16 protein-coding genes are annotated in these 21,876 nt (G+C 70.9%); 8 read left to right on the plus strand and 8 right to left on the minus strand.

Annotation, left to right across the window (positions count from 1 at the left end):
- Window positions 1–3: 3 nt before the first annotated feature.
- Window positions 4–5,715 carry an alpha-2-macroglobulin family protein gene (locus GTY96_RS06725; RefSeq protein WP_161664222.1) on the minus strand — a complete coding sequence of 1,904 codons (5,712 nt, stop codon included), beginning with the start codon at window positions 5,713–5,715 and terminating at the stop codon, window positions 4–6.
- A gap of 268 nt (window positions 5,716–5,983) precedes the next feature.
- Here GTY96_RS06725 and GTY96_RS06730 point away from each other — a divergent pair, with 268 nt between their 5' ends.
- From GTY96_RS06730 to sthA, 4 genes are all read left to right on the plus strand, one after another.
- Window positions 5,984–6,730: an RNA methyltransferase gene (locus GTY96_RS06730; RefSeq protein ID WP_161664223.1), complete on the plus strand. Its 747-nt coding sequence runs from the start codon at window positions 5,984–5,986 to the stop codon at window positions 6,728–6,730.
- Between the two features lie 97 nt (window positions 6,731–6,827).
- A complete protein-coding gene (locus GTY96_RS06735; RefSeq protein WP_143899280.1) occupies window positions 6,828–7,055 on the plus strand; it encodes a hypothetical protein in 228 nt (75 codons plus the stop codon).
- A gap of 46 nt (window positions 7,056–7,101) precedes the next feature.
- The gene (locus GTY96_RS06740) at window positions 7,102–7,929 is read left to right on the plus strand and encodes a pseudouridine synthase (protein ID WP_161664224.1); all 828 of its coding nucleotides are present in this window, start codon (window positions 7,102–7,104) and stop codon (window positions 7,927–7,929) included.
- Between the two features lie 96 nt (window positions 7,930–8,025).
- On the plus strand, window positions 8,026–9,429 hold the full coding sequence (gene sthA / locus GTY96_RS06745; protein ID WP_161664225.1) for a Si-specific NAD(P)(+) transhydrogenase: 1,404 nt from the start codon (window positions 8,026–8,028) through the stop codon (window positions 9,427–9,429).
- A gap of 16 nt (window positions 9,430–9,445) precedes the next feature.
- Here sthA and GTY96_RS06750 read toward each other — a convergent pair whose 3' ends face one another.
- On the minus strand, window positions 9,446–9,778 hold the full coding sequence (locus tag GTY96_RS06750) for a hypothetical protein (RefSeq protein WP_143899283.1): 333 nt from the start codon (window positions 9,776–9,778) through the stop codon (window positions 9,446–9,448).
- 25 nt (window positions 9,779–9,803) lie between these two features.
- A complete protein-coding gene (locus GTY96_RS06755) occupies window positions 9,804–10,166 on the minus strand; it encodes a nuclear transport factor 2 family protein (protein ID WP_143899284.1) in 363 nt (120 codons plus the stop codon).
- 157 nt (window positions 10,167–10,323) lie between these two features.
- Between GTY96_RS06755 and fusA the strand changes: the two genes are divergently transcribed.
- The 3 genes from fusA to GTY96_RS06770 all read left to right on the plus strand — a co-directional run bounded on the left by fusA (window position 10,324) and on the right by GTY96_RS06770 (window position 15,523).
- Window positions 10,324–12,441, plus strand: a complete 2,118-nt coding sequence (fusA, locus tag GTY96_RS06760; RefSeq protein WP_143899285.1) for an elongation factor G — start codon at window positions 10,324–10,326, stop codon at window positions 12,439–12,441.
- A 117-nt stretch (window positions 12,442–12,558) separates the two neighbouring features.
- The gene (locus GTY96_RS06765; protein WP_143899286.1) at window positions 12,559–14,493 is read left to right on the plus strand and encodes an ABC-F family ATP-binding cassette domain-containing protein; all 1,935 of its coding nucleotides are present in this window, start codon (window positions 12,559–12,561) and stop codon (window positions 14,491–14,493) included.
- A gap of 208 nt (window positions 14,494–14,701) precedes the next feature.
- The gene (locus GTY96_RS06770) at window positions 14,702–15,523 is read left to right on the plus strand and encodes a flagellar motor protein MotB (RefSeq protein ID WP_235685432.1); all 822 of its coding nucleotides are present in this window, start codon (window positions 14,702–14,704) and stop codon (window positions 15,521–15,523) included.
- Between the two features lie 14 nt (window positions 15,524–15,537).
- Here GTY96_RS06770 and GTY96_RS06775 read toward each other — a convergent pair whose 3' ends face one another.
- The 3 genes from GTY96_RS06775 to GTY96_RS06785 all read right to left on the minus strand — a co-directional run bounded on the left by GTY96_RS06775 (window position 15,538) and on the right by GTY96_RS06785 (window position 19,335).
- Window positions 15,538–17,433 (minus strand): OPT family oligopeptide transporter, encoded by a 1,896-nt coding sequence (locus GTY96_RS06775; protein WP_143899288.1) that lies wholly within the window; start codon window positions 17,431–17,433, stop codon window positions 15,538–15,540.
- Window positions 17,434–17,496: 63 nt separating this feature from the next.
- On the minus strand, window positions 17,497–17,979 hold the full coding sequence (locus GTY96_RS06780; protein ID WP_143899289.1) for an FKBP-type peptidyl-prolyl cis-trans isomerase: 483 nt from the start codon (window positions 17,977–17,979) through the stop codon (window positions 17,497–17,499).
- 72 nt (window positions 17,980–18,051) lie between these two features.
- Complete coding sequence (locus GTY96_RS06785) at window positions 18,052–19,335, minus strand: dicarboxylate/amino acid:cation symporter (RefSeq protein ID WP_161664226.1); 1,284 nt, start codon at window positions 19,333–19,335, stop codon at window positions 18,052–18,054.
- A 110-nt stretch (window positions 19,336–19,445) separates the two neighbouring features.
- Here GTY96_RS06785 and GTY96_RS06790 point away from each other — a divergent pair, with 110 nt between their 5' ends.
- The gene (locus GTY96_RS06790; RefSeq protein WP_161664227.1) at window positions 19,446–20,084 is read left to right on the plus strand and encodes a hypothetical protein; all 639 of its coding nucleotides are present in this window, start codon (window positions 19,446–19,448) and stop codon (window positions 20,082–20,084) included.
- Here the strand turns inward: GTY96_RS06790 and GTY96_RS06795 are convergent.
- Both GTY96_RS06795 and GTY96_RS06800 read right to left on the minus strand, forming a co-directional pair.
- Window positions 20,063–20,836, minus strand: coding sequence for a DNA-methyltransferase (locus tag GTY96_RS06795; protein ID WP_161664449.1), 774 nt, complete (start codon window positions 20,834–20,836; stop codon window positions 20,063–20,065). The genes GTY96_RS06790 and GTY96_RS06795 overlap by 22 nt on opposite strands.
- A gap of 71 nt (window positions 20,837–20,907) precedes the next feature.
- On the minus strand, window positions 20,908–21,813 hold the full coding sequence (locus GTY96_RS06800; RefSeq protein ID WP_161664228.1) for a DUF2381 family protein: 906 nt from the start codon (window positions 21,811–21,813) through the stop codon (window positions 20,908–20,910).
- Window positions 21,814–21,876: the final 63 nt, after the last annotated feature.

Consider the following 21,876-nt stretch of genomic DNA (forward strand, 5'->3'; position numbering starts at 1 on the left):
GGCCTAGAGCAGCTCGTCCTTCCAGGGGCCCGACACCTGGACCGTGCCCGCGGATTCACGGGCCCAGATGGAGGAGTCGTACATCGCCTCGGCCTCCGCGGACGGCAGGGTGAAGGAGCCCGCCGTCACCGCGCGCACCGCGTAGACGAGCTTCTTCGTCTCGTGGGCCTGCAGCGAACCGAACGCCTCCAGCCGGTCATCGCGCACGTTCACATAGTCCGGCGTCCAGAGCGTCTCCTCCACGACCCAGTCCACGCTGCCCCCTCTGCGCAAGCGGGCGTTTTCGATCTCCCAGCCCGCCGGCAGCCGGTCCACCAGCGCGATGTTCTGCACGCGCTCGCCCGTGGTGTTGGTGATCTCCAACTCCACGTAGATGAGATCCCCCAGTTCCGCCGACGTTTTCTTCGCGTCGATGGCGGAGCCCAACAGCGTGCGCCAGCCGCGCTTGAGCTTCAAACCCTCCCCGCCCACGCGCGCCGAGGGCTCGGTGCGCACGCCCTCGCTGTTGAGGACGAGGAACACGGAGCCCGAGCCCTTCTCCTTCAGCTCCAGGGACATGGCGGTCCGCTCGCTCGCGCGCGCCAGGGCCCACGTGCGGTCCGACACGCGCGCATCCTTCTCCGGGCTGGCCGCCACGGCCTTGCCCGCCACCGTGAGCGTCGCGGGGGTATAGGTGGTGGCCGTGCCCTGCAGCCGCTTGCCCAGGCCGGTGATGCCCCAGACCAGCTCCTGGGTGGTGTAGTAGGACGAGGAGCGCGACTCGAGCGCCGTCGCCACCATGCGCGCCAGGGGCTCGCCCTCCGGCGCGTCGCCGAAGAGGTCCTGGAAGGTGCTCAGCACCATCCCGCGGCGGCGCCGGTCCGAATAGAACGACCAGCTGTTGCGGCGCTCGTCGGTGACGGTGGACAGGTCCGGGGCGCGCAGGTCCTTCTCGTAGCGCCGGTCGCCGGACAACCACAGCGCGGCCTTGAGCAGGTACAGGTCCTCCTGCTGCTCTCCGGTGAGCGGCACCTTCTTCGCGCCTGTCTCCAGCGCGGTCACCAGGGCCTGAGCGCGCGCCTTGCGACCCTTGCCCGCCACCGCGAGCACGTAGTGCATGTACGGCTCCGCGTGCTCGCCGTGGCCGTCCTGCCCCACCCTGCCCTCGCTCCGGGTCAGCTCGTCACCCATCCACGCGATGGCGCTGGCCACCCGGTCCTCCGGCACGGGGTACTTCAGCTTGCGCGCGTCCAGCAGCATGTGCGTGGCATAGGCCGTCCCCCAGGCCACGGGCTCCGTGCTACCCGGCCAGTACGCGAAGCCGCCCGAAGACGTCTGCATGGACAGCACCCGGTTGATGCCCGACGCGACCATGTCCTCCACCTTGGCGGTGGACACGAGCGTGGGGTCCACGCGCTCCACCAGCTGGCTCACGAACAGGAGCGGGCGGGTGGAGGACGTCGTCTGCTCGATGCAGCCGTACGGATAACGCACCAGGTACGAGAGGTGCTGGAGCGACCGTGCGTAGGGATTGTTCGTCACCCACACCGTGGTGCGCTCCGTGGTGGGCACCCATCCCTGGAGCAGCGGCTTCAGGTCCGTCGTGCCCTGCGCCAGCTCCACCTGCTGGATGCGGCGCTCGCGCGGGCCCGCCGGGGACAGCGGCACGTCCAGCTGCTCGCGCGACGTGTAGCCGCCGCCCTCCACCGTCACCGCCAGCCTCGCCGCGCCCACCGATTGCACGGCGCGGCCCTGGAAGACGAACGTATGGGACTTGCCATCCTCCACCCGCGCGCGGCCCTCGCTCTTGCCCATGAGCTCCAGCGGCGAGCCCAGGTCCGCGGGCAGCGCCAGCCCCGGCACCGCCAGCGACTCCGCCGACAGCGACACCTTCACGTCCTGCGCCTTGCCGGACAGGTTGGTGACGAAGACGGGGATCTGAATCTCGTCGTTCTGGGTGAGGAAGCGAGGCAGCGTCGTCTGGAGCACCAGCGGGTCGCGGACGAGCACCTGCGCGCTGGCCCGGCCGATGCGCTTCTTGCCCGCCGTCACCACCATCACCCGCACCGCGCCCCGGTACTGCGGCAGCTTGAAGGGCACGCGCAGCTTGCCGTTCGCGGGCACCTCCACCACGCCGCTCCACAGGGCCACCGGCTTCACCGGCTGCACGCGGCCTTCGGAGCCGCCCTCGTCACCGCCCGTGGAGCTGGAGTTTCCGCCGGGAGGCACCAGCAGCGCCCAGCCCACCGTCTCGTAGGTCTGCACCCCCAGCGCGCGCCGGGTGAAGATCTCCCTCAGCGGATCCGGGCTCTGGAAGCGCGTGAGGGACAGGATGCCCTCGTCCACCACCGCCACGGTGGCGAAGGTGGGGCCCTCCACGCCTTCCACCGCCACGTCCACCGTGAGGGTGTCATTGGAGCGGACCTCCTTGGGCACCGTGAGCGTGACGGCCTGGGTGAAGTCCACCGGCTCCAGCGTGATGCTGCCCACACCGAACGCGCGGTCGGGCATGAACGCCTGCGCGGACTCCAGATGCGGGTCCTTCACCAGGAACGCGCTCACGTACACGTTGGGCGCGAACTCCTTCGGGGTGAAGGTCCAGGACACCTCGCCCGGCTCCACCTGCTTCCAGCCCGTGGCGACGACGCGGTCGGTCTCCACGGTGAAGAGGACGCGGCCACGGTAGGGCGCCTTCATCTTCACGGTGAGGGCCTCCCCCACCTTCCCCTTCGCGGGCAGCGCCAGGTCCAGCGACGTGGGCTTCAGGGGACGCGGCGTCTGGTCCACGCGCGAGCCCTCGCCCCACCAGTAGTAGCGGCCCTCGCCCTCGATGGCGAGGTCCGTCTGGGTGGCCCCCGCGCGGGCGCGCACCAGGTAGCCCGCGCCGTCGCGGCCCGGCAGGACGTTGGCGCTGAAGCGGCCGCCCTCCACCTTCACCGTCACCTCGCCCTCACGCTGGGGGCGCAGGTAGCGCTGGTAGCGCTCGTAGCCGGATTCCTCGTCGTAGTAGTAGCCGTAGTTCTCCTCCAGCAGCTGGTACTCCAGCGACACCGTCTTCGGCCCCGTGCCGCCGGTGACGAGGTTCCCGTCCCAGTCCACCACCACGCCCGACAGCGTGAAGGGCGTGCCCGCCTTCACCTTCTGCGTGCTGGCCTGGAGGCCCAGGTAATAGGCCTCCGGGTGCACCGGCACGTACGCCTCGCCGATGCTGGCGCGGCCGCTGCCGGACTCGAGGACGCTGGCCACCGCGGCCAGCCGCGCCGCGCCCTTGATGGGCCCCGACGCCGCCTGGGCCGGGCACTTCAGGACCGCCTGCCCCTTCGCGTCCAGCTCCGCGGTCACCTGCCCCAGCGTGACGGGCCGGGGCGTGCCGCCGTCCTGGCGCCAGACGCCGTAGGTGTACTGGGCGTTCTGCTTCGGCTTGAAGGGGATGGACTCCAGCCGGCACGTCATCTCCACCGGGCTGCCCTCCGCCGAACCGCCGAAGAGGTACACGGCCTCCACGGCCACGGGGATCTCCGTGCCCTGCGCGTAGCCCGGCGCCTGCGTGGTGGCCGTCACCTTCATGCGCTCCGGGACGAACTCCTCCACGTTCAGCGAGTAGGACGCCACCTCGCGGTCCGCCACCTTCATGCGCACGGAGTAGCGGCCCGTGTCCTGGAACGCCGCGAAGGTCTGGTCGAGCGACACGACGCCCGCCGCGTTCGTCGTCAGCGTCGCCTTGCGGACCTCCAGCTCCCGCGGGTCGGTGACGCGCACCTCCACCGGCATGCCCACGGGCGGCGCCAGGTTGTCCTGGCCGCGCAGCACCGCGGCCACGTGCGCGGTCTCCCCGGGGCGGTACACGCCGCGGTCGGACCAGATGGCGGCGCGGTAGGGCTGCTCCGCGCGGTACGGCTCGCCCTGCACGTCCGAGTTGGCGATCTCCGTCTTGAGCTCGTCGTACTTCAGATACGTCAGCTCCTCCCCCTTGCGCGCCACCAGCGCGAACGGCGCGCTCTCATCCACGCCCGGCGCGGGCACCTTCAGCTGGCAGCCCGCCTCGCCCTGCGTGGTGCAGCGGGCCACGGCCTGCCCGCTCTTCTTCACCAGCGACACCTCCACGCCGGACAGGGGCTCCGTGCTCTCGATGCCCAGGGCCCAGACCCAGACCTCGCCCGAGTCCTTGGAGCCCACGGCGGGGCCGCCCTGCTTGGCCACGAGGCTCAGGTCCGTGAGCAGGATGCGGGCGGCGGCCCTGTTGTCGCCGCGCTCGGCGAGGATCTCCACCAGTCCTCGCGTGTTGGCGGGCACCAGCGACGCCACGTCGATGTACGTGGTGAGCAGCGTGTCCGGCGTCGACTTCAGCGGCACCACCTTGCGCACGAGCACGTTGCTCGTCCGCTCATCCGCGCTCTCCTGGTAGTCGCTGCTCATCCAGTAGACGAGGTTCTCCGGCGGCACGTTGCGCACCGTGAGCGTCACGGCGTCCACGTTCTGGTGCTGCAAGGGCAGGTTGCGCCACGCGCTGCGCGGCAGGTAGCGGCCATTGGCGTTGAAGCGCACCTGGGCCTGGCGCGCGGGCACGGAGAAGGCGCGCGACCAGCCGCCCATGAGCGTGCCGCCGCCCGCGGAGAGCGTGCCCCCCGCGATGGAGAGCGTGTACGGGCCGCGCTTGAAGTCACCGAAGATGCGGAAGCCGCGGCGCGACGGGGCCACGGTGAACTTCACCTTCGGAGTGAAGCGGATCGCCTCCTGGGCCACGGCGTCGCTCAGCGAGCAGCCCCGGTTGTCGTCGTCGTAGTAGTACGAATCCCATCGATCCTCGGTGGTGGGGCTCGCGGGGGCATCCGCGGCCACGTCGCGGCAGCTCACCTCCAAGAAGTGGCCGTTGGCGCCCTCCTCCGCGCTCACGTAGGTGATGTCCATGCGCTTGCCCCCCGAGAGCGCGAGGACGCTGGTGGCCGAGGGGGCCTGCACCCGCGAGTCGCCCGCCAGCTTCAGGCCCTCCCGCAGCGAGAACTGCAGCACCGCCGCGGGCTTGAGCTTCGGGTGGGTGAGCACCACCGCCAGGGAGGTCCGGGTGTCCGCGCGCGTGCTCCACTTCACGTCGGTGAGGGTGGCATCCCCCACGCGGAAGCTCGCGAGGGAGCGCACCGCGGCCAGGTCCACCGGCCCGGAGAAGTCCACGTTCAGCTCCACGCTGCCCTTCAGCAGATCCATGCGCGTGGGGACGAGCTGGACGAACTTGAAGGCGTAGGTGGTGAAGCCGTAGCGCCAGTCCCGCTCCGCCGGCGGCTTGATGACGCCGGCGGTGGTGTTCACCGCGTCCACCGACACGACGTACGTCGTGCCCGCCGTGAAGCCGGCCGACGGGGTGAACAGCAGCGACGAGGGGCCCGTCCACCGCAGGCTGCCGGCCACCTCCGGCGTGAACGTGACGGCCGTGCCTTCGGTGCGCTCGTAGTGCGGGCGCACCGGCAGGGCGAACTCGATGGCCACGCCCGCGGGGAGGGAGTTCTCGCTGGCCAGCTCGCGGATGATGGGCGACAGCGTCTCCGCCCGCACCGGGAGGGGCGCATTCGAGGACACCGGCGCGGCGGCTGTCGTGGGAGCCGGGGGAGCGGCGGGGGGCGGCGGGGATGCGGGCTCCTGCGTGCAGCCGGCGGCGAGCGCGCCCACGAGCAACGCCGACAGCAGCCAGCGGGCACGGGGTGCGCGCGGGGCCTTCGGCGGGACAGCGAACTGCGGGGACATGTTTCCTCCAGGGGTGGCGGCGGAACCGATTTCATGCCGCGTGCCGCGCATGGGCAGCCCGGAGACACACGGGAAGTGCGGCCCGGCGACCGCGCGCCGGCGCTCCCCCTCGCGCGTCCGCGGGCCCACAGGGTGTCCGGGCAGCCACACTCCAGGTGGCCTCCGGACGCGCGGGGGTGCGGGATTTCGCGCCGCAGACTGGCGGGAGGGAGGCTCGACGGTCAACGGGGGCACTGACACGTCCACCGGGGCGGTAGGGTGCGCGGTCATGGTGCTGCCCGTCCGATTCGTCCTCATGCGCCCGCGCAACGCGGAAAACCTGGGCGCCGCCGCCCGCGCCCTGAAGAACTGCGGCCTCTCCGACTGGGCGTGGGTGACGCCCGAGGTCGAGGACCTGGGCCCGGCGCACCGGCTGGCGGTCCACGCGGAGGACGTGCTGGGTGGGGCGAAGCGGCCGGACACGCTGGACGCGGCGGTGTCCGACTGCGTCTGGGTGGTGGGGACCAGCTCGCGCAAGGTGGAGGGCAAGCGCCGCCTGTCGCCCCGGGCCGTGGGCGAGGAGCTGGTGGCGCGGGCGCGGCAGGGGCCGGTGGCGCTCGTCTTTGGAGACGAGCGCAGCGGGCTCACCAACGCGGAGGTGGAGCGCTGCCACGACCTGTCCGCGGTGCCCACCGCGCCGGAGCAGCCCTCCATCAACCTGGCGCAGGCGGTGCTGCTCTACGCCTACGAAGTGAGGATGGCGGTGCTCGCCGACAGCGCGCCGCCGCCGGGGCCCCTGCCCCTGGCCGCCACGGACGCGGAGCTGGCCCGGGTGGAGGCGACGCTGGAGTCGCTGCTGAGCACCGGAGGCTTCCTGGTGGACGCCCAGCCCGGGCGCACGGCGGTGAGGGACCTGTTCGCCCCCCTGCGCCGCTCGCGGCTCACGCGCAACGAGGCCCGCCTGTGGTTGGCCGCGCTGCACACCGTGCGCAAGCACTTCCCCGGAGGAGGGCCGCCTCCCGGGGCCGACGACTGAGCAGGCGGGGGAACGTCCCGCCCCGGCGCGGCGGGATGCGGGAGCGTCGTTACCTTTGAACGGAGCGGTTGGAACCCCCGCCTGGAAGGAGCGCCGCATGAACCACATGCCCTATGAATCGATGATCGTGGGAGGCAGCGAGCCCGGCCCCGGCCGGCAGGCCCCGGCCCACGAGGACGTCCTGGAGGAGCCCGGCCGCACGCCCGAGACGGCGGAGGACGGCGGGCTGGAAGAGGAGCCCCACCGCATGGCGGACGGCGATGAGCCGGGCAGGACGCCGGGCTCCGCCGAGGGCGAGGACTCGGACGCGCCCACCCGCTTCTAACAACACCGCGCATGGAGCCGCCCCACGCGGCTACAGTGCCGCGCCCATGCCTCGCAAGCCCGAACGGCCACCGAAGTCCCCTCCCCGCCCCAACCGCTGGGAGGGCCGGGAGAAGCCGGACTGGCTGTCCCGGGCGCTGGCCCGCGCCGGGGCGATGCCCCAGGACGAGGCGGAGGCCGCCATCAAGGCGGGCCGGGTGAGCATCAACGGCCGCGTGGCGACCATGCCCCTGACGCCCGTGCCGCCCGACGCCGTCCTCAAGGTGGATGGCCTGCCGGTGCGCAAGGTGGCGCCCACGCACGTCCTCGCCTTCCACAAGCCCGCGGGCGTGCTGACCTCCACCGCGCGCCAGCACCGCACGGGCACGGTGTTCGAGGTCCTCCTGCCCCAACTGCCCATGGAGCTGTCCCGCTTCACCTGGCACGCCGTGGGCCGGCTGGACGTGGACACCACGGGCCTGCTGCTCTTCACCAACGACGACAAGCTGGTGGCCCACGTCACGTCCCCGGAGACGCTGCTGCCCAAGCGCTACGTGGCCACGGTGTTCAGCACCGCGGATGACGCGCGCGTGGAGCCGCTGCGCCAGGGGATGACGCTGGACGACGGGCCCGCCCGCCCCGCCACCGTGCGCGTGCGCGACGAGCACACCGTGGAGGTGACGCTCACGGAGGGCCGCCACCACCAGGTGAAGCGGATGCTGGGCGCCGTGGGCCTGCCCGCCCGCGCGCTCCACCGGGAGGCGGTGGGCGACATCACCCTGGACGGCCTGCCGGAGAGCGGCTTCCGGCTCCTCACCGACGAGGAGGTCCGGGAGAAGCTGCACTACACCGGCCGCGCGCCCAAGGAAGGGGCCCCGGACGCCGAGGACGCCTGAGCCCGGTCCCCGGGGCCGGGCGCGCCCTGGGCCCTGTCCCGGCGAGGCTGACTTCCCGGTGCCCTGGCCCCCCGGGGAAGGGTTAGGGTGCGGCCCATGGCGGACTTCGACCTGGTGGTCATCGGCTCAGGCCCCGCGGGGGAATGGGGCGCGGTGCAGGCTTCTCTCGCGGGGAAGCGGGTGGCGGTGGTGGAGCGTGAGCCGGTGCTCGGCGGCACCGCGGCCAACACCGGCACCCTCCCCTCCAAGACGCTGCGCGAGACGGCGCTGCACCTCTCCGGCTTCAAGGCGCGCGGCCTCTACAGCGTGGACGCCACCCTGCGCCACGAGGCCACCGTCTCCGACTTCCTCTTCCGCGAGCGCCGCGTGAAGCAGATGGAGCGAACGCGCATCCACCGCAACCTCCAGCGCCACGGCGTCACCCTGTTCCAGGGCATGGGCTCCTTCCTCGACGCGCACACCGTCCTGGTGAAGCGCGACGGCGTGGAGGTGGCGAAGCTCGCCGCCGGCACCACCCTCATCGCCACCGGCTCGACGCCGTACCGGCCGCCGCTCTACCCCTTCGGCAGTCCGCGCGTGCACGACTCGGATGAGATCCTGGACATCACCACCCTGCCCCACACGCTGGTCGTGGTGGGCGGTGGCGTCATCGGCTGCGAGTACGCGTGCATGTTCGCCGCGCTCGGCATCCCGGTGACGCTGGTGGAGGTGAAGAACGAGCTGCTGTCCTTCCTGGACGCGGAGATCGCTGAGCTGCTGCGCGACTGCATGGAAGCCCTGGGCATCCGGCTGCGCCTGGGCCAGACGGTGGAGTCCGCGTACGTGCCGGAGTCCCACGCGGAGGCCATCCTGCTGAAGCTGTCCACCGGCGAGGTCCTGGAGGCGGATCAGGTGCTGGTGGCCTCCGGCCGCACCTCCAACACCGCCGGCCTGGGCCTGGAGGCGCTGGGCGTGAAGCAGGGCAAGCGCGGCCAGATTGAGGTGGGGATGGCGTACCAGACGGCCGTGCCGAACATCTACGCGGTGGGGGACGTCATCGGCTTCCCCGCCCTGGCCTCCACGTCCATGGAGCAGGCCCGCATCGCGGTGGAGCACGCCTTCGGGCCGGGGAAGCGGACGCTCACCCCGCTCCTGCCCTACGGCATCTACACCATCCCGGAGGTGTCCATGGCGGGCGAGACGGAGGAGGCCCTGCGCGCGCGCGGCATCCCGTACGTCGTCGGCCGCGCGCCCTTCGAGCACAACCCGCGCGGGCAGATCATCGGAGAGAAGCAGGGCCTCTTGAAGCTGCTCTTCCACCGCGACGACCTGAAGCTGCTGGGCGTGCACGTGCTGGGCGAGCAGGCCTCGGAGCTGGTGCACGTGGGGCTCGTCGCGATGCTCACCGGCTCCACCGCGCAGCTCTTCGTGGAGACCTGCTTCAACTACCCGACGCTGTCGGAGGCCTACAAGGCCGCCACCTACGACGCGCTGGATCAGGTGCGCGTCAGCAGCGCCTGAGCCCCCGGGCGCGCGGCTAGCGCGAGTCCTTGAGGCTCCCCACCGTGAAGCCCGCCTCGCGCCGGGCCACCCGGTTCACCTCGTCCGAGGACGCCCGGGACAGGGCCAGCGCCGCGGCGGGCGGCTTCGCCGGGGCCTTCGCGGACGGGCCGGAGGAGGCGGCGCGGCCCCCCGGGGCGCCCTGGAGCAGCTCGCGGATCCGCTCCCAGCGAACCTTCTCCTCCGCCATCAGCCGGACCAGCTCCTCGCGGGCGGACGCGTCCGGCAGGTCCGAGGCCGCCGCCGCCACCTTGTCCATGAAGGGCGCCAGGTATCCGAAGTCCCGGTCGAAGCTGTTGGGGTTCGCCATGGAGGGGCACCTTATCCGCGTGGGTTCAGCCGTGATAGACGCGCGACGCGACGATGCGCCCGCCCTTCACTTCCAGCACCTCCGCCACCGGCAGCGGGGCCTCGTTGGGAGCATGGCGCAGGTACTCCATGAACACCCGGTCCCCGTCCGCCGTGAGGGCCGTCTCTTCGTACCGCAGCCCTGGCAGCCGGGCGATGGCGTCCCGCCACCACCGCTCCAGGGCCGGCCGCCCCACCAGCCGGCCCCCCGTCTCCGGGTGCAGGACGCGAATCTTGGGTGAGGTGTGTGTTGCATCCTCCGCGTACAGCGCTATCAAGGCCGTCACGTCGTGGGCGTTGAAGGCGTGCAGCCAGGCTCGGGCCAGGGAGAAGTTTTCACTCGCGCTCATTGTTAGAAGACCTCCGTCGGAACAGGACGGCTTGAACGTAGGCGGATGTACGCCCGACGTCATGCGGATTTGTCTGGTAACTGGGTCCTGTGGGAAGTAAGGGCCCCGCCTGCTCTGTTCCCTCAGGCAATTTTTTCAAACGAAGAAGGACCGGATCGTGGCCTCCAACGTACCCATCGAGAAGATTCGTAACATCGGTATCTCTGCCCACATCGACTCGGGCAAGACGACGCTCTCCGAGCGCATCCTGTTCTACACGGGCAAGATCCACGAGATCCACGAGGTCCGCGGCAAGGACGGCGTGGGCGCGATCATGGACTCGATGGACCTGGAGCGTGAGAAGGGCATCACCATCCAGTCCGCCGCCACGTACGCGATGTGGGGCGACTACAACATCAACCTGATCGACACGCCGGGACACGTGGACTTCACCATCGAGGTGGAGCGCGCGCTCCGCGTTCTCGACGGTGCCATCCTGGTGCTCTGCTCCGTGTCGGGCGTGCAGTCGCAGTCCATCACGGTGGACCGCCAGATGAAGCGCTACAAGGTTCCGCGCATCGCGTTCATCAACAAGATGGACCGCTCGGGCGCGAACTATGATCGCGTCGCCGCGCAGCTGAAGGAGAAGCTGGGCCACCACGCGGTGAAGCTCCAGTACCCCATCGGCGCCGAGGACCGCTTCCAGGGCCTCATCGACCTGCTCTCGATGAAGGCGTACTACTTCGACGGCGAGAACGGCGAGAACGTGCGCGAGGAGGCCATCCCCGCGGACATGCTGGACGAGGCCAAGCTGCGCCGCGATGAGATGCTCGAGGGCGTCGCCAACGTGGACGACGTGCTGGGCGAGGCGTTCCTGATGGACCCGGGCGCCATCACCGAGGAGCAGCTGCGCGCGGCCGTGCGCCGCGCCACCATCGCGCTGAAGATGACGCCGGTGATGTGCGGCTCCGCGTACAAGAACAAGGGCGTGCAGCTGCTCCTGAACGCGGTGTGCAGCTACCTGCCCAACCCCAAGGAAGCGACCAACGAGGCCCTCGACCAGAAGAACGGCGAGGCCAAGGTCATCCTGGAGTCGGACCCCACCAAGCCCTTCGTCGGCCTGGCGTTCAAGCTGGAAGACGGCCGGTACGGCCAGCTCACCTACATGCGCATCTACCAGGGCAAGGTGAGCAAGGGTGACTTCATCATCAACCAGGTGAACCAGAAGAAGGTCAAGGTTCCGCGCATCGTCCGCATGCACGCGTCGGAGATGCACGACGTCAACGAGGCCACCGCCGGCGACATCGTGGCGCTGTTCGGCATCGAGTGCGCCTCCGGCGACACGTTCACCGACGGTGCGGTGAGCTACACGATGACGTCCATGTTCGTCCCGGACGCGGTCATCTCGCTGGCGGTGACGCCGAAGAACCGCGACACGCTGGCGAACTTCTCCAAGGCGCTCAACCGCTTCCACAAGGAAGACCCCACGTTCCGCGTGCGCCGCGACGAAGAGTCCGCGCAGACCATCATCAGCGGCATGGGCGAGCTCCACCTGGAGATCTACATCGAGCGCATGAAGCGCGAGTACAACTGCGAGGTGGTCGCCGGTAAGCCGCAGGTGGCGTACCGCGAGACCATCTCCCAGAAGGGCGAGTTCGCCTACACGCACAAGAAGCAGACCGGTGGTTCCGGTCAGTTCGCGCGCGTGTGCGGCTACGTGGAGCCCCTGCCCTCGGACGCCGTGCAGCAGTACGAGTTCGTGGACGACATCGTCGGTGGCTCCATCCCGCGCGAGTTCATCCCCGCGTGCGACAAGGGCTTCCAGGAGGCCGTGAAGAAGGGCAGCCTCATCGGCTTCCCCGTGGTGGGCCTGCGCGTGGTCATCAACGACGGCGCGTTCCACGCGGTGGACTCGTCCGAAATGGCGTTCAAGACGGCCGCCATCATGGGCTTCCGCGAGGGCTACGCCGCCGCCAAGCCGATCATCCTCGAGCCCATCATGAAGGTGGAGGTCACCGCGCCGGAGGACTTCCAGGGTTCCGTCGTCGGCCAGCTGAACCAGCGCCGCGGCACCATCCTGGAGACGGGCACGGCGGAGGGCTACGTCACGGCCGTGGCGGAGGTGCCCCTCAACACGATGTTCGGCTACTCCACCGACCTGCGCTCCGCGACCCAGGGCAAGGGCGAGTTCACGATGGAGTTCGCCAAGTACTCGCAGGTTCCGCGCAACGAGGCGGACGCCCTGATGGTGCAGTACAAGGAGAAGCAGGCCGCTGAGCAGGCCGCCCGCAAGTAGTCCGGGTGTCCGCGACGCCGCTCTGGCAGTAGGAAGGGCGCTCCCCGCTTCAAGTGGGGGGCGCCCTTTCGCTTTCCCCCCTTTCGCATCCGCCGTGCCTTCCAGGAGGTCCTTCCCGTGACGCTGCTCCGTGCCGCCAACGTCCAGCTCGCCTTCGGCAGCCGCACCGTCTTCGAGGGGCTCACCTTCACCATCGAGGAGGGGGAGCGGGTGGGGCTGGTGGGCGTCAACGGCTCCGGCAAGTCGTCGCTGATGAAGATCCTCGCGGGCGCCGCGAAGCCGGACCTGGGCGAGCTCCAGCTGCGCCGGGGCGCGCGCGTCACCTACCTGCCCCAGGAGCCGGAGTTCCCCGAAGGCGCCACGGTGCAGAGCGAGCTCGCCGTGTCCCAGGCCCCGCTCAAGGAGGCCCTGGACGCGCACGCGGAGCTGTCGCGCCGGCTGGAGGCGGACCCGGCGCACGCCACGCCGAAGATGCTGGAGCAGCTGTCCGCCCTCAGCGACCGCATCGAGCAGGCGGGCGGCTGGGACACGGAGCACCACGCGAAGACGCTGTTGGACCGCCTGGGCGTGAAGGACTGGGACCGCCCGGTGGCGCAGCTGTCCGGAGGCCTGCGAAAGCGCGTGGCCATTGCCCGGGCGCTGCTCACGCGCCCCGACCTGCTGCTCCTGGACGAGCCCACCAACCACCTGGACGCGGACACCGTGGACTGGCTGGAGGACGAGCTGGACAAGCTGCCCGGGGCGCTCCTGCTCGTCACCCACGACCGCTACTTCCTGGATGACCTGGTGGACCGCATCGTCGAGATCCAGCCCGGCGGAGGGCTCATCTCCTACCCCGGCAACTACGCGGCCTACGTGGAGCAGAAGCTGGTCGCGCAGGAGAACGCGGAGACGGCGGAGCACAAGCGCGGGCGCTGGATCGCCCAGGAGGTGGCGTGGCTGCGCAAGGGCCCGGAGGCGCGGCGCACCAAGAGCAAGGCGCGCATCGAGCGAGCCCAGAAGCTGCTGGCGGAGAAGGGCTTCCAGCGCCCCAAGGTGGCGGACCTGCGCGTGGTGGCGGCGCCGCGGCTGGGCCACACCGTCATCGAAGCCGAGGGCCTGAAGAAGTCCTTCGGCGAGCGCAAGGTGCTGGACGGCGTGGACTTCCGCCTCCAGCGCGGCGAGCGCGTGGGCTTCCTGGGGCCCAACGGCGTGGGCAAGACGACCTTCCTGCGCGTGATGCTGGGGGAGATTCCCGCGGACGACGGGAAGCTCGTCATCGGGAAGAACACCAAGGTCGCCTACTACGATCAGCAGCGCACCCAGCTGGATCCCGACCAGACGGTGTACGACGCGGCCTCCAACGGCGAGGACCACGTGGAGCTGGCGGACCGCAAGGTGGCCCTGCGCGACTACCTGGAGGACCTGCTCTTCCCGGTGCCCATGCAGCGCATGAAGGTGGGCGCGCTGTCCGGCGGCGAGCGCAACCGGCTGCTGCTGGCGCGGCTGTTCCTGGAGGGCGCCAACGTGCTGGTGCTGGACGAGCCCACCAACGACCTGGACATCGTCACCCTCAACATCCTGGAGCGGCTGCTGCTGGACTTCGCCGGCAGCACGCTGCTGGTGACGCACGACCGCTACTTCCTCGACAAGGTGGCCACCGCCATCCTCTCCTTCGACGGCCAGGGCAAGGTCACCCGCTACGAGGGCAACTACGACATGTACAAGCGGCTGCGCGAGCAGTCCCAGGCCGCCGCCCTCAAGGCCGCCTCGAAGAAGGACGAGCCGAAGAAGGACGAGGCCCGCGAGGAGCCCGCCGCGAAGCCCGCGCAGAAGAAGCCTGGAAAGCTCTCCTACAAGGACCAGCGCGAACTGGACGGAATGGAGGCCACCATCGAGGCCGCGGAGCAGCGCAAGGCGGGGCTGGAGGCCCAGCTGGCCGACCCCACCGTCTACAGCAACGGCTCCAAGGTCGCGGAAGTCAATCAGGCCCTGGAAGCCATCACCGCTGAAGTCGACCGGCTCTATTCACGATGGCAGGAATTGCAGGACCTGGCGGCTGGCAGCGCCTGATTCAGGCGTATGCGTAGGGCAACCGACAACCGGTGACTCTCGCGTGCATGATTCGCGGGCTGGGGGACTCAGCATAGAGTTCGCGCTCAGCGTCCTCCGCATTGGGAGTCGTCACGTGTTTCGTCCGGCCTCGGTTCTCGCCGCTGCCTTGTTCACCCTGCCCTTCTCCGCCCACGCCCTGGACAGCGGTCCACGACGCCCGCTGCCGATGTTTGACTTACAACGACTGCGATTGGACCCCGCCGCGCTGGGCTCGCTGGTGGTGGGGACGGGGCGGACGCTGGAGCGGGGGCAACTGCGAGTGGGGTTGAACTACCACTACGAGCAGCTGCCGATGCACTTCCAGACGCGCTGGGAGCCGGGGGACGGCACGGGCCTGGTCGAGAACAAGATGACCGCGCACCTGACGCTGGCCTACGGCGTGCTGCCGTGGCTGGACGTGGGAGCGGAGCTGCCCTTCATCCTGACGCAGGGGGGGAAGCCCACGCTGGAGTACTTCGGGCCGCAGTCCGGCGGGCTGGCCACGCCGTGGCTGAGCGCGCGCGCGGCCTTGCTGCGCCAGACGCTGGGCGCCCCCATCAACGTCGCGGTGGAGCTGACCGCGGGCCTGCCGGTGGGCAGCCGCGCGGCGCAGGCGCATGAGGACTACGCGTTCCAGCCGCGTCTGCAATTGGGCTACGTGGGCGAAGGCTTCCAGGTGGGCGGCGAGGCGGGGGTGTTCCTGCGCAAGCGCCAGGACCTGGGGCCCGTGTCCTATGATCCGCGCGACATCGCCGGCAATGAGCTGCGATTGGGCGCCACGGTGACGTCGCGGGGCGGAGAGACGACGCGCGGCGAGGTGAGCACGCTGGTGGGCATCCCCCTGGACGGAGGCCGCGTGGGCGCGGAGCTGCTCATCGCCATCCGCCGCCACGCGCTGACCAGCCTGGACCTGTATGTCATGGGCGGACCGGGCGTGGGCGCGGGGTTCGACACGCCCACCTTCCGCTTCGTCGCGGGCCTGGCCTGGTCCACCGACAAGGTGGACTGAAGGCAGGCCCCGCCCTACTTCGGCATGAAGCCGAAGGCCTTCACCATCGCGATGGCGATGCCCAGGAGGCTCTCGCCCGCGATGAAGCCGGAGCTGACGGGCAGCACCGCGTCCTCCGCGAGCTTCGGCTTCACCCGCCGGAGCAGCGCCGCCAGCCCCGCGCCCACGAAGAGGCTGATGGAGCTGGAGCCGGGGATGACCATGGCCAGCCCCAGGCCGGACGCCGTGGGGAGGAAGGACTTCACCTTCGGCGGGGCCCAGCGCTCCAGCAGCACCAGCGTCACGCCCAGGAGCGCGCCGCCCAGGGCGCCGATGCGCGCGGTGGGGTGCAGCGCGGACACACCGGAGGCGAGCATCTTCGACACGCCGGCCCACACCATGGACGAGGGCGCGGGGAACTGCTCCGTGCCCAGCACGTCCGCGGACGGCACCAGCAGGTTGAAGATGGGCACCACCACGACGGCGCCCGCGGCCACGCCGAACAGCTGCGCGAAGAACTGCTGACGCGGCGCCGCGCCCAAAAGCCACCCGGACTTGAGGTCCGTGAGCAGGTCCGCGGCGTGCAGCCCCACGCCGCCCGTGGCGTTGGCGCTCATCACGTTGGCGGGGATGTTGCCCGGGGCGAGGCCGCCGAAGACGAGCTGGGTGACGGGGCCCAGCGCCTTGGTGGGCGTGGTGTCCGTCTCGCCCGTCACGCGCGACGCGACGACGCCCATCACCACCGCCAGGGGCAGCGCGAGCACGCCAGCCCACCAGGGAATCTGGAACAGCCACGTCATGAGAAAGACGGCCACGGGGCCCAGCACCGCGAAGCCCAGCGGGAACCACGCCGGGGGGCACTCGATGTCCGCCAGCGGATCCTCGCGCGCGCCCTCCTTCGGCTTCAGGCCCACCAGCCCGCCCAGCGCGGCGAAGGAGCGCACCACGCTCCGCCACTGGAAGGCGAAGGACAAGAGGCCGGACGACACCAGCACCGCGGAGCCCGTCCACAGCGACCAGCCGTTGATCGCCTTGTACGTCACCTCCGGGATGACGCCCCGCGAGAACATCTCCGGCGCGAGGAAGCCGTAGTTGAGGAAGGCGCCCAGCAGCATGGACCAGCCGGTGCGGAAGCTCACCAGCGCGCCCGCGCCGATCAGCAGCAGGCTGAAGTCGATGGACAGCGACCACTTGCCGGCCTCGCGCCCCAGGATGGTGAACGGCAGGCTCACCTTCTCCGGCAGGTTGCGCAGCCAGCCGAAGCGCGCGTCGCGCACCAGCACCAGCAGCGCGCCCACGAGCCCCGCGGCGCCCAGCAGCCGCGACTTCTGGCGGGCCACGTCCCCGTGGCCGTGCAGCGCGCGGATGGTCTCCGCGGTGGCGGTGCCGGTGGGGAACGGCAGCGCTTCGATGTTGATGAGCTGGCGCTTGATGGGGATGGCGGTGAAGACGCCCAGCGCGGAGATGACCGCGAACCACAGCATCAGCCAGCCCGAGGACGGCAGCGTGCCGGTGAGCATCAGCAGCGCGGGCACCGCGGCCATGTTGCCGCCGCCCGTCATGTAACCCGCGGCGGACGCCACGGAGCCCATGGCGTTGTTCTCCAGGTCGGTGAACTCGTTGCGCAGCACCTTGAGCGAGCGCAGCGTGCCGAACACCGCGAAGGCCAGGATGCACGCGGTGATGGTGACGCCCAGGCTCCAGCCCGTCTTCAAGACGACGTAGAGGTTGGACAGGCACATCACCGCGCCAATGAGCATCCCGGCGATGACTGCGCGCACGGTGAGCTGCCGCGCGCCGCCCTGGTAGACGTGCTCCCGCCAGTACAGCTCCGGATCCATGGCCGCGGAGGCGCCGGGCCGCTCCGGGACGGCGGCGGGGTCGGGCGCGGGGACGCGGAGCTGGCTGGGGTTCGGGACAGGAGGAGACATGGGGGCGCGAAGATAGTGCACGCCCCCCGGTGGAACGAAACGCTCCGTGCCCGGGGCCCTGCGCTATTCGTGCGCGCCGCCGGGCCCGTGCACGTGGCCGTGCGTGAGCTCCTCCTGCGTCGCGTCACGCACCTCGCGCACGGTGACGTCGAAGTGGAGCGTCTTGCCCGCGAGCGGGTGGTTGAGGTCCACCACGACGGAGTCCGGATTCACCGTCTGGATGCGCAGGGGGATGTTGCCCTCCTCCGTCTGCGCCATCAGCGTCTGGCCCACCTGGGGCGTGAAGCCCGGCGGCAGCATGGTGCGGGGGACGGTGCGGACGCCCTCCGGGTTGTGGACGCCATAGCCCTGCTCCGGCGACACCACCACCTGCTTGCTCTCCCCCAGGCCCAGGCCCTCCAGCGCGCCCTCCAGGCCGGGGACGATCTGCTTGTGCCCGTGCAGATAGGCGAGCGGCTGGCCCGGAGCGCTCTGGTCGATGACCTCTCCGTCCCCCAGGTGGAGGCGGTACTCGAGCGCGACGACGCGACCGTTGGTGACTTTCATGCGGCGGAAGCTCCTTGGCTTCGGGGACGGCGGGGTGTGGGAACTTCGGTCAAAGGTGGCCCCCCGGGGGCGTCATGTCAGGCCCGCCGTGGACTCCGCCGCCTCCTCGCCGACCGGGCGGTCGGGGGGCTCCCCGCGCGACACGTACACGGCGGCGGCCAGGTCGCCGGTGACGTTGAGCACGGTGCGGCACATGTCCAGGAAGCGGTCCACGCCGAGGATGAGCCCCAGGCCCTCCACGGGGATGTGGAACATGCCGAGGATCATCGCGATGACGGGGATGGAGCCCGCCGGCACGCCCGCGGTGCCGATGCCCGCCAGCACGCAGATGAACATGATGGTCGCCTGCTGGCCCAGCCCCAGCGGCACGCCATACACCTGCGCCAGGAAGAGCACGGTGACGCCCTCGAAGAGCGCGGTGCCGTTCTGGTTCATCGCGGAGCCGGCGGTGAGCACGAAGCGCGACACGTTGCGCGGCAGCTTCAGGTTCTCCTCGGCCACCTTGAGGGCGGTGGGCAGCGTGGCGCTGGAGGAGGCCGTGGAGAAGGCGGTGACGATGGCGAGCCGGCAGGAGCGGAAGAACTCCACCGGGTTCCTCCCGCCCAGGAAGCGCACGGACAGCGAATACACGACGAACATGTGGATGCTCAGCGCCAGCAGCACCACGCCCACGTACGACGCCAGCTGCGCCAGGATGTGGAAGCCCAGCCGCGCCGTCATGGAGAACAGCAGCGCGCCCACGCCCACGGGCGCGAGCTTCAGCACCCCGTCGATGAGGCGCATCATCACGTCGTAGAGGCCCTGGACGACGTCCTTGAGCCGCCGCGCGGGTTCGCCCACGGTGAGCGCCAGGCCCAGGCCGAAGATGAGCGAGAAGACGATGAGGCCAATCATGTCCCCGTCCGCCGCGGCCTTGATGGGGTTGGTGGGCACCATGGACATGAAGATGGCGCCCGCGGAGGTGTCTCCGGGGGGCGGGGCCGCCTTGATCTGCGTGCCCGTGCGGGCCAGCGCGCGGGCCTCGTCGCTCAAGCCGTCACCGGGCCGCAGCGAGTTGACGAGCAGCAGGCCGATGAGGACGGAGATGACGGAGAAGACCACCGTGTAGCCGAGCGTGCGGGCGCCCAGGCGGCCCACCTGCTTGAGGTCCAGCTCCGCCACGCCGATGACCAGCGCGGAGAACAGCAGCGGCACGACGAGCATCAGGAGCAGGCGGATGAAGATCTGCCCCACCGGGTTGGTGACGTGCTCGACCGTCCACACGAGCCAGTCCGCGCTCCCGAAGGCGGCGTTGGCCACGAGCCCCGCCACCGCGCCGACGGAGATACCGAGGAGCATCTTCTGGTGGGCCTTCATCCGGGAGTCTCCACGCCCTCCTTGTCCAGCCGGAGGGGAAAGGGCGCGAAGCCTACCGGCGAAAGAGGGTGGCGCCCACCTCGCGTTCGGGGGAAAGCTCCGGGCCCACCGTGGAATCCCTCGTCCAGCTCACAGAGACCGCCCTGCCCCCGCCCCTCTTCCTCCGGCTCTCACGCCGAGTGGGGGCGCTGAAGGGGGAGCGCCTGCGCCACACGTACCAGACGACGTTCTGGTACGCCTTCGGCCCGCCCCAGAACGTCGTGGAGGAGGTCATCCACGCGCTGCGCCCCGGCGTGGCGAAGGGGCGCGGAATCGCCGGCGTGGAGTGGTGGCTGTCGCGCATGCGCGCCACGGACGTGCGGGTGGACTTCCACCAGGACCGGGACGAGCGGCTGGCGTTGGCCACGGGGAAGCTGGTGCACCCGAAGCGCTCGTCCGTCCTGTTCCTCAACCGGGTGCGTGGCGGCGCGCTGGCGGTGACGCGGGAGCTGCCGTCGGAGGACAACCCCTCGCTGGCGCCAGAGCGGCCGGAGGAGTGGACGCTGGTGGCGCCGCGCCCCAACCGGCTGGTGGTGTTCGACGGGACGCTGACGCACGGGGTGCTGGACGCGGACAACCAGGTGCCGGACGGGAAGCTGCCGGGGCCCTCGCGCGAGCGGCGCACACTCGTGATGAACTGGTGGGGCCACCGCCCCACCGACGTGCCCACGTGGAGCGAGACGCGCTACTACCGGGCGCTGGCCAGCTGACGGGCGGTGTCGCGCAGGCGGTGGGTGACGCGCTCGGCCCACTCGGGCTCCACCTCCATGCAGGCGGGGCGGCGGCCCAGGCGCAGCGCGGCGGAGGGCATGGAGCCGCTGCCCGCGAACGGATCCAACACGGTGTCGCCGGGGCGGCTCCAGGTGCGCACCAGGGGCTCCAGCACGGAGAAGGGCTTGTGGTGCGGGTGGCCGCCCCACTGCGCGGCCTCCGCGTCGTCGTCATAGCCACCGACGACGGCCCACACCGTGGGCGCGTCCCCCAGGGCGAGCGGCGGCGCCGGGGTGCGGGCGATGACCAGCGCGACTTCGTAGACGCGCAGCAGCTGCTCGTTGGCGTTCTTGTCGGTGGTGCGCTTGCCCCAGATGTACTCGCCGCGCAGGTGCGCGTAGCCCAGATCGCGCGCGGCGCCGAGGATGGGCTCCTTGCCCAGCAGGTTGGTCCAGATGATGAGCGGCGCGTCGGGGGTGAGGTGCGAGGTGGCGCGGGAGAGCCAGGCCTCGGAGAAGACGCGGTAGTCGCGCACGGACTCGAAGCGGACGATGGGGTTGCGGTCGATCTTCTTGTGCGCGCGGGGGTCGCGCAGGTCGCCGCCCTTGCGCCGCCGGGTGAGCAGGCAATACGGCGGGTCGGTGTGCAGCAGCGCGGCGCGGGTGTCGCCCAGGGCGGCCCGGTAGCCCTCGGGCTCGCGCGCATCGGCGCGGACGCAGCGCGGGGATTCGGGCGTCAGGTCGGAGGTCATCGTGTGGAGCCGCACCCTACCCGGCATGAGCCCCCGCATGCCGGGATTCCGACGCGCGAGGGCGCCGTGCCTCAGTCGAGCGGCACGTCCCCGAACTGGGCCACCCGCTTGCCCGCCGTGTCCCAGAGCCGGAGCGAGTAGGGGCCCACGGAGATGTCGGCGGGCATCTCGAACTCCACGATGACCGAGGCCGCGGACCGGACCGTCAGCAGGGCGGACTGGACGGGCGTGAGCGACTCCCACTCATGCCCCTGCGCGTCCACCAACACGGCCCGCCCGACGCGCCAGGGCTCCTTGTCCGCCGAGCGCAGCGACAGGCGCAGGGCCCGCCGCTGCCCCGAAACGAACAGGGCCCCCACGTCGATGCGCAGCGGACACGGGGCCACGCACCGCATGGCCCCCAGCTCCCGCCGGACGGTGAGGCCGGGAAACGCGGTCGAGCCCGCGAGCAGGCCCCGGAAGCCATCCACCCCGGGGGCCGCGGCCGGGGGCTGCTTGCGCTCCTGCCGGAGCCGCTCCAGCTCCGCGCGCAGCTGCCCCACCTCCTGCCGGTAGGACTCCGCCGAGCGCGCCCGCCGGTAGACCTCCACCTGGCGGTCCACCGCGTCGGCCTGCACCTGGAGCGTCAACACCACCCGCGGCGGAAGGGTCGTGTCCTTGAACGGGATGGAGAGCTTGAGGACCTCCCCCTGTCGCAGGTCGTCGGACGGGATGAGCACCACCACCGCGCTGCCCATGCTCACGCGCGAGAACTGCGCCCGCCCCTCCAGGCTCACCTGGTCCGGCACGATGTCGCTGTCGAACAGCAGCGTCGTGCTCACCCCCGCGCCAATCCGGATGGGGCGCACCCCGGGATGCTCCGGCCCGACCTCCATCCGGAGAATCCCCTCCCCCTTCCCTCCCACATCCAGGGGAGCCGCCAGGACACACGTCGACCAGAGAAGAACTGGAAGCGCTACGGACAGACAGGAGGGCACGGTGGGGAGGGCTCCTCGAACCGGGGCTACATACAGTGCCGTCTATCTAGCACGGGGCCCTGA

It is taken from the genome of Corallococcus silvisoli, assembly GCF_009909145.1.
Lineage (GTDB): Bacteria > Myxococcota > Myxococcia > Myxococcales > Myxococcaceae > Corallococcus > Corallococcus silvisoli.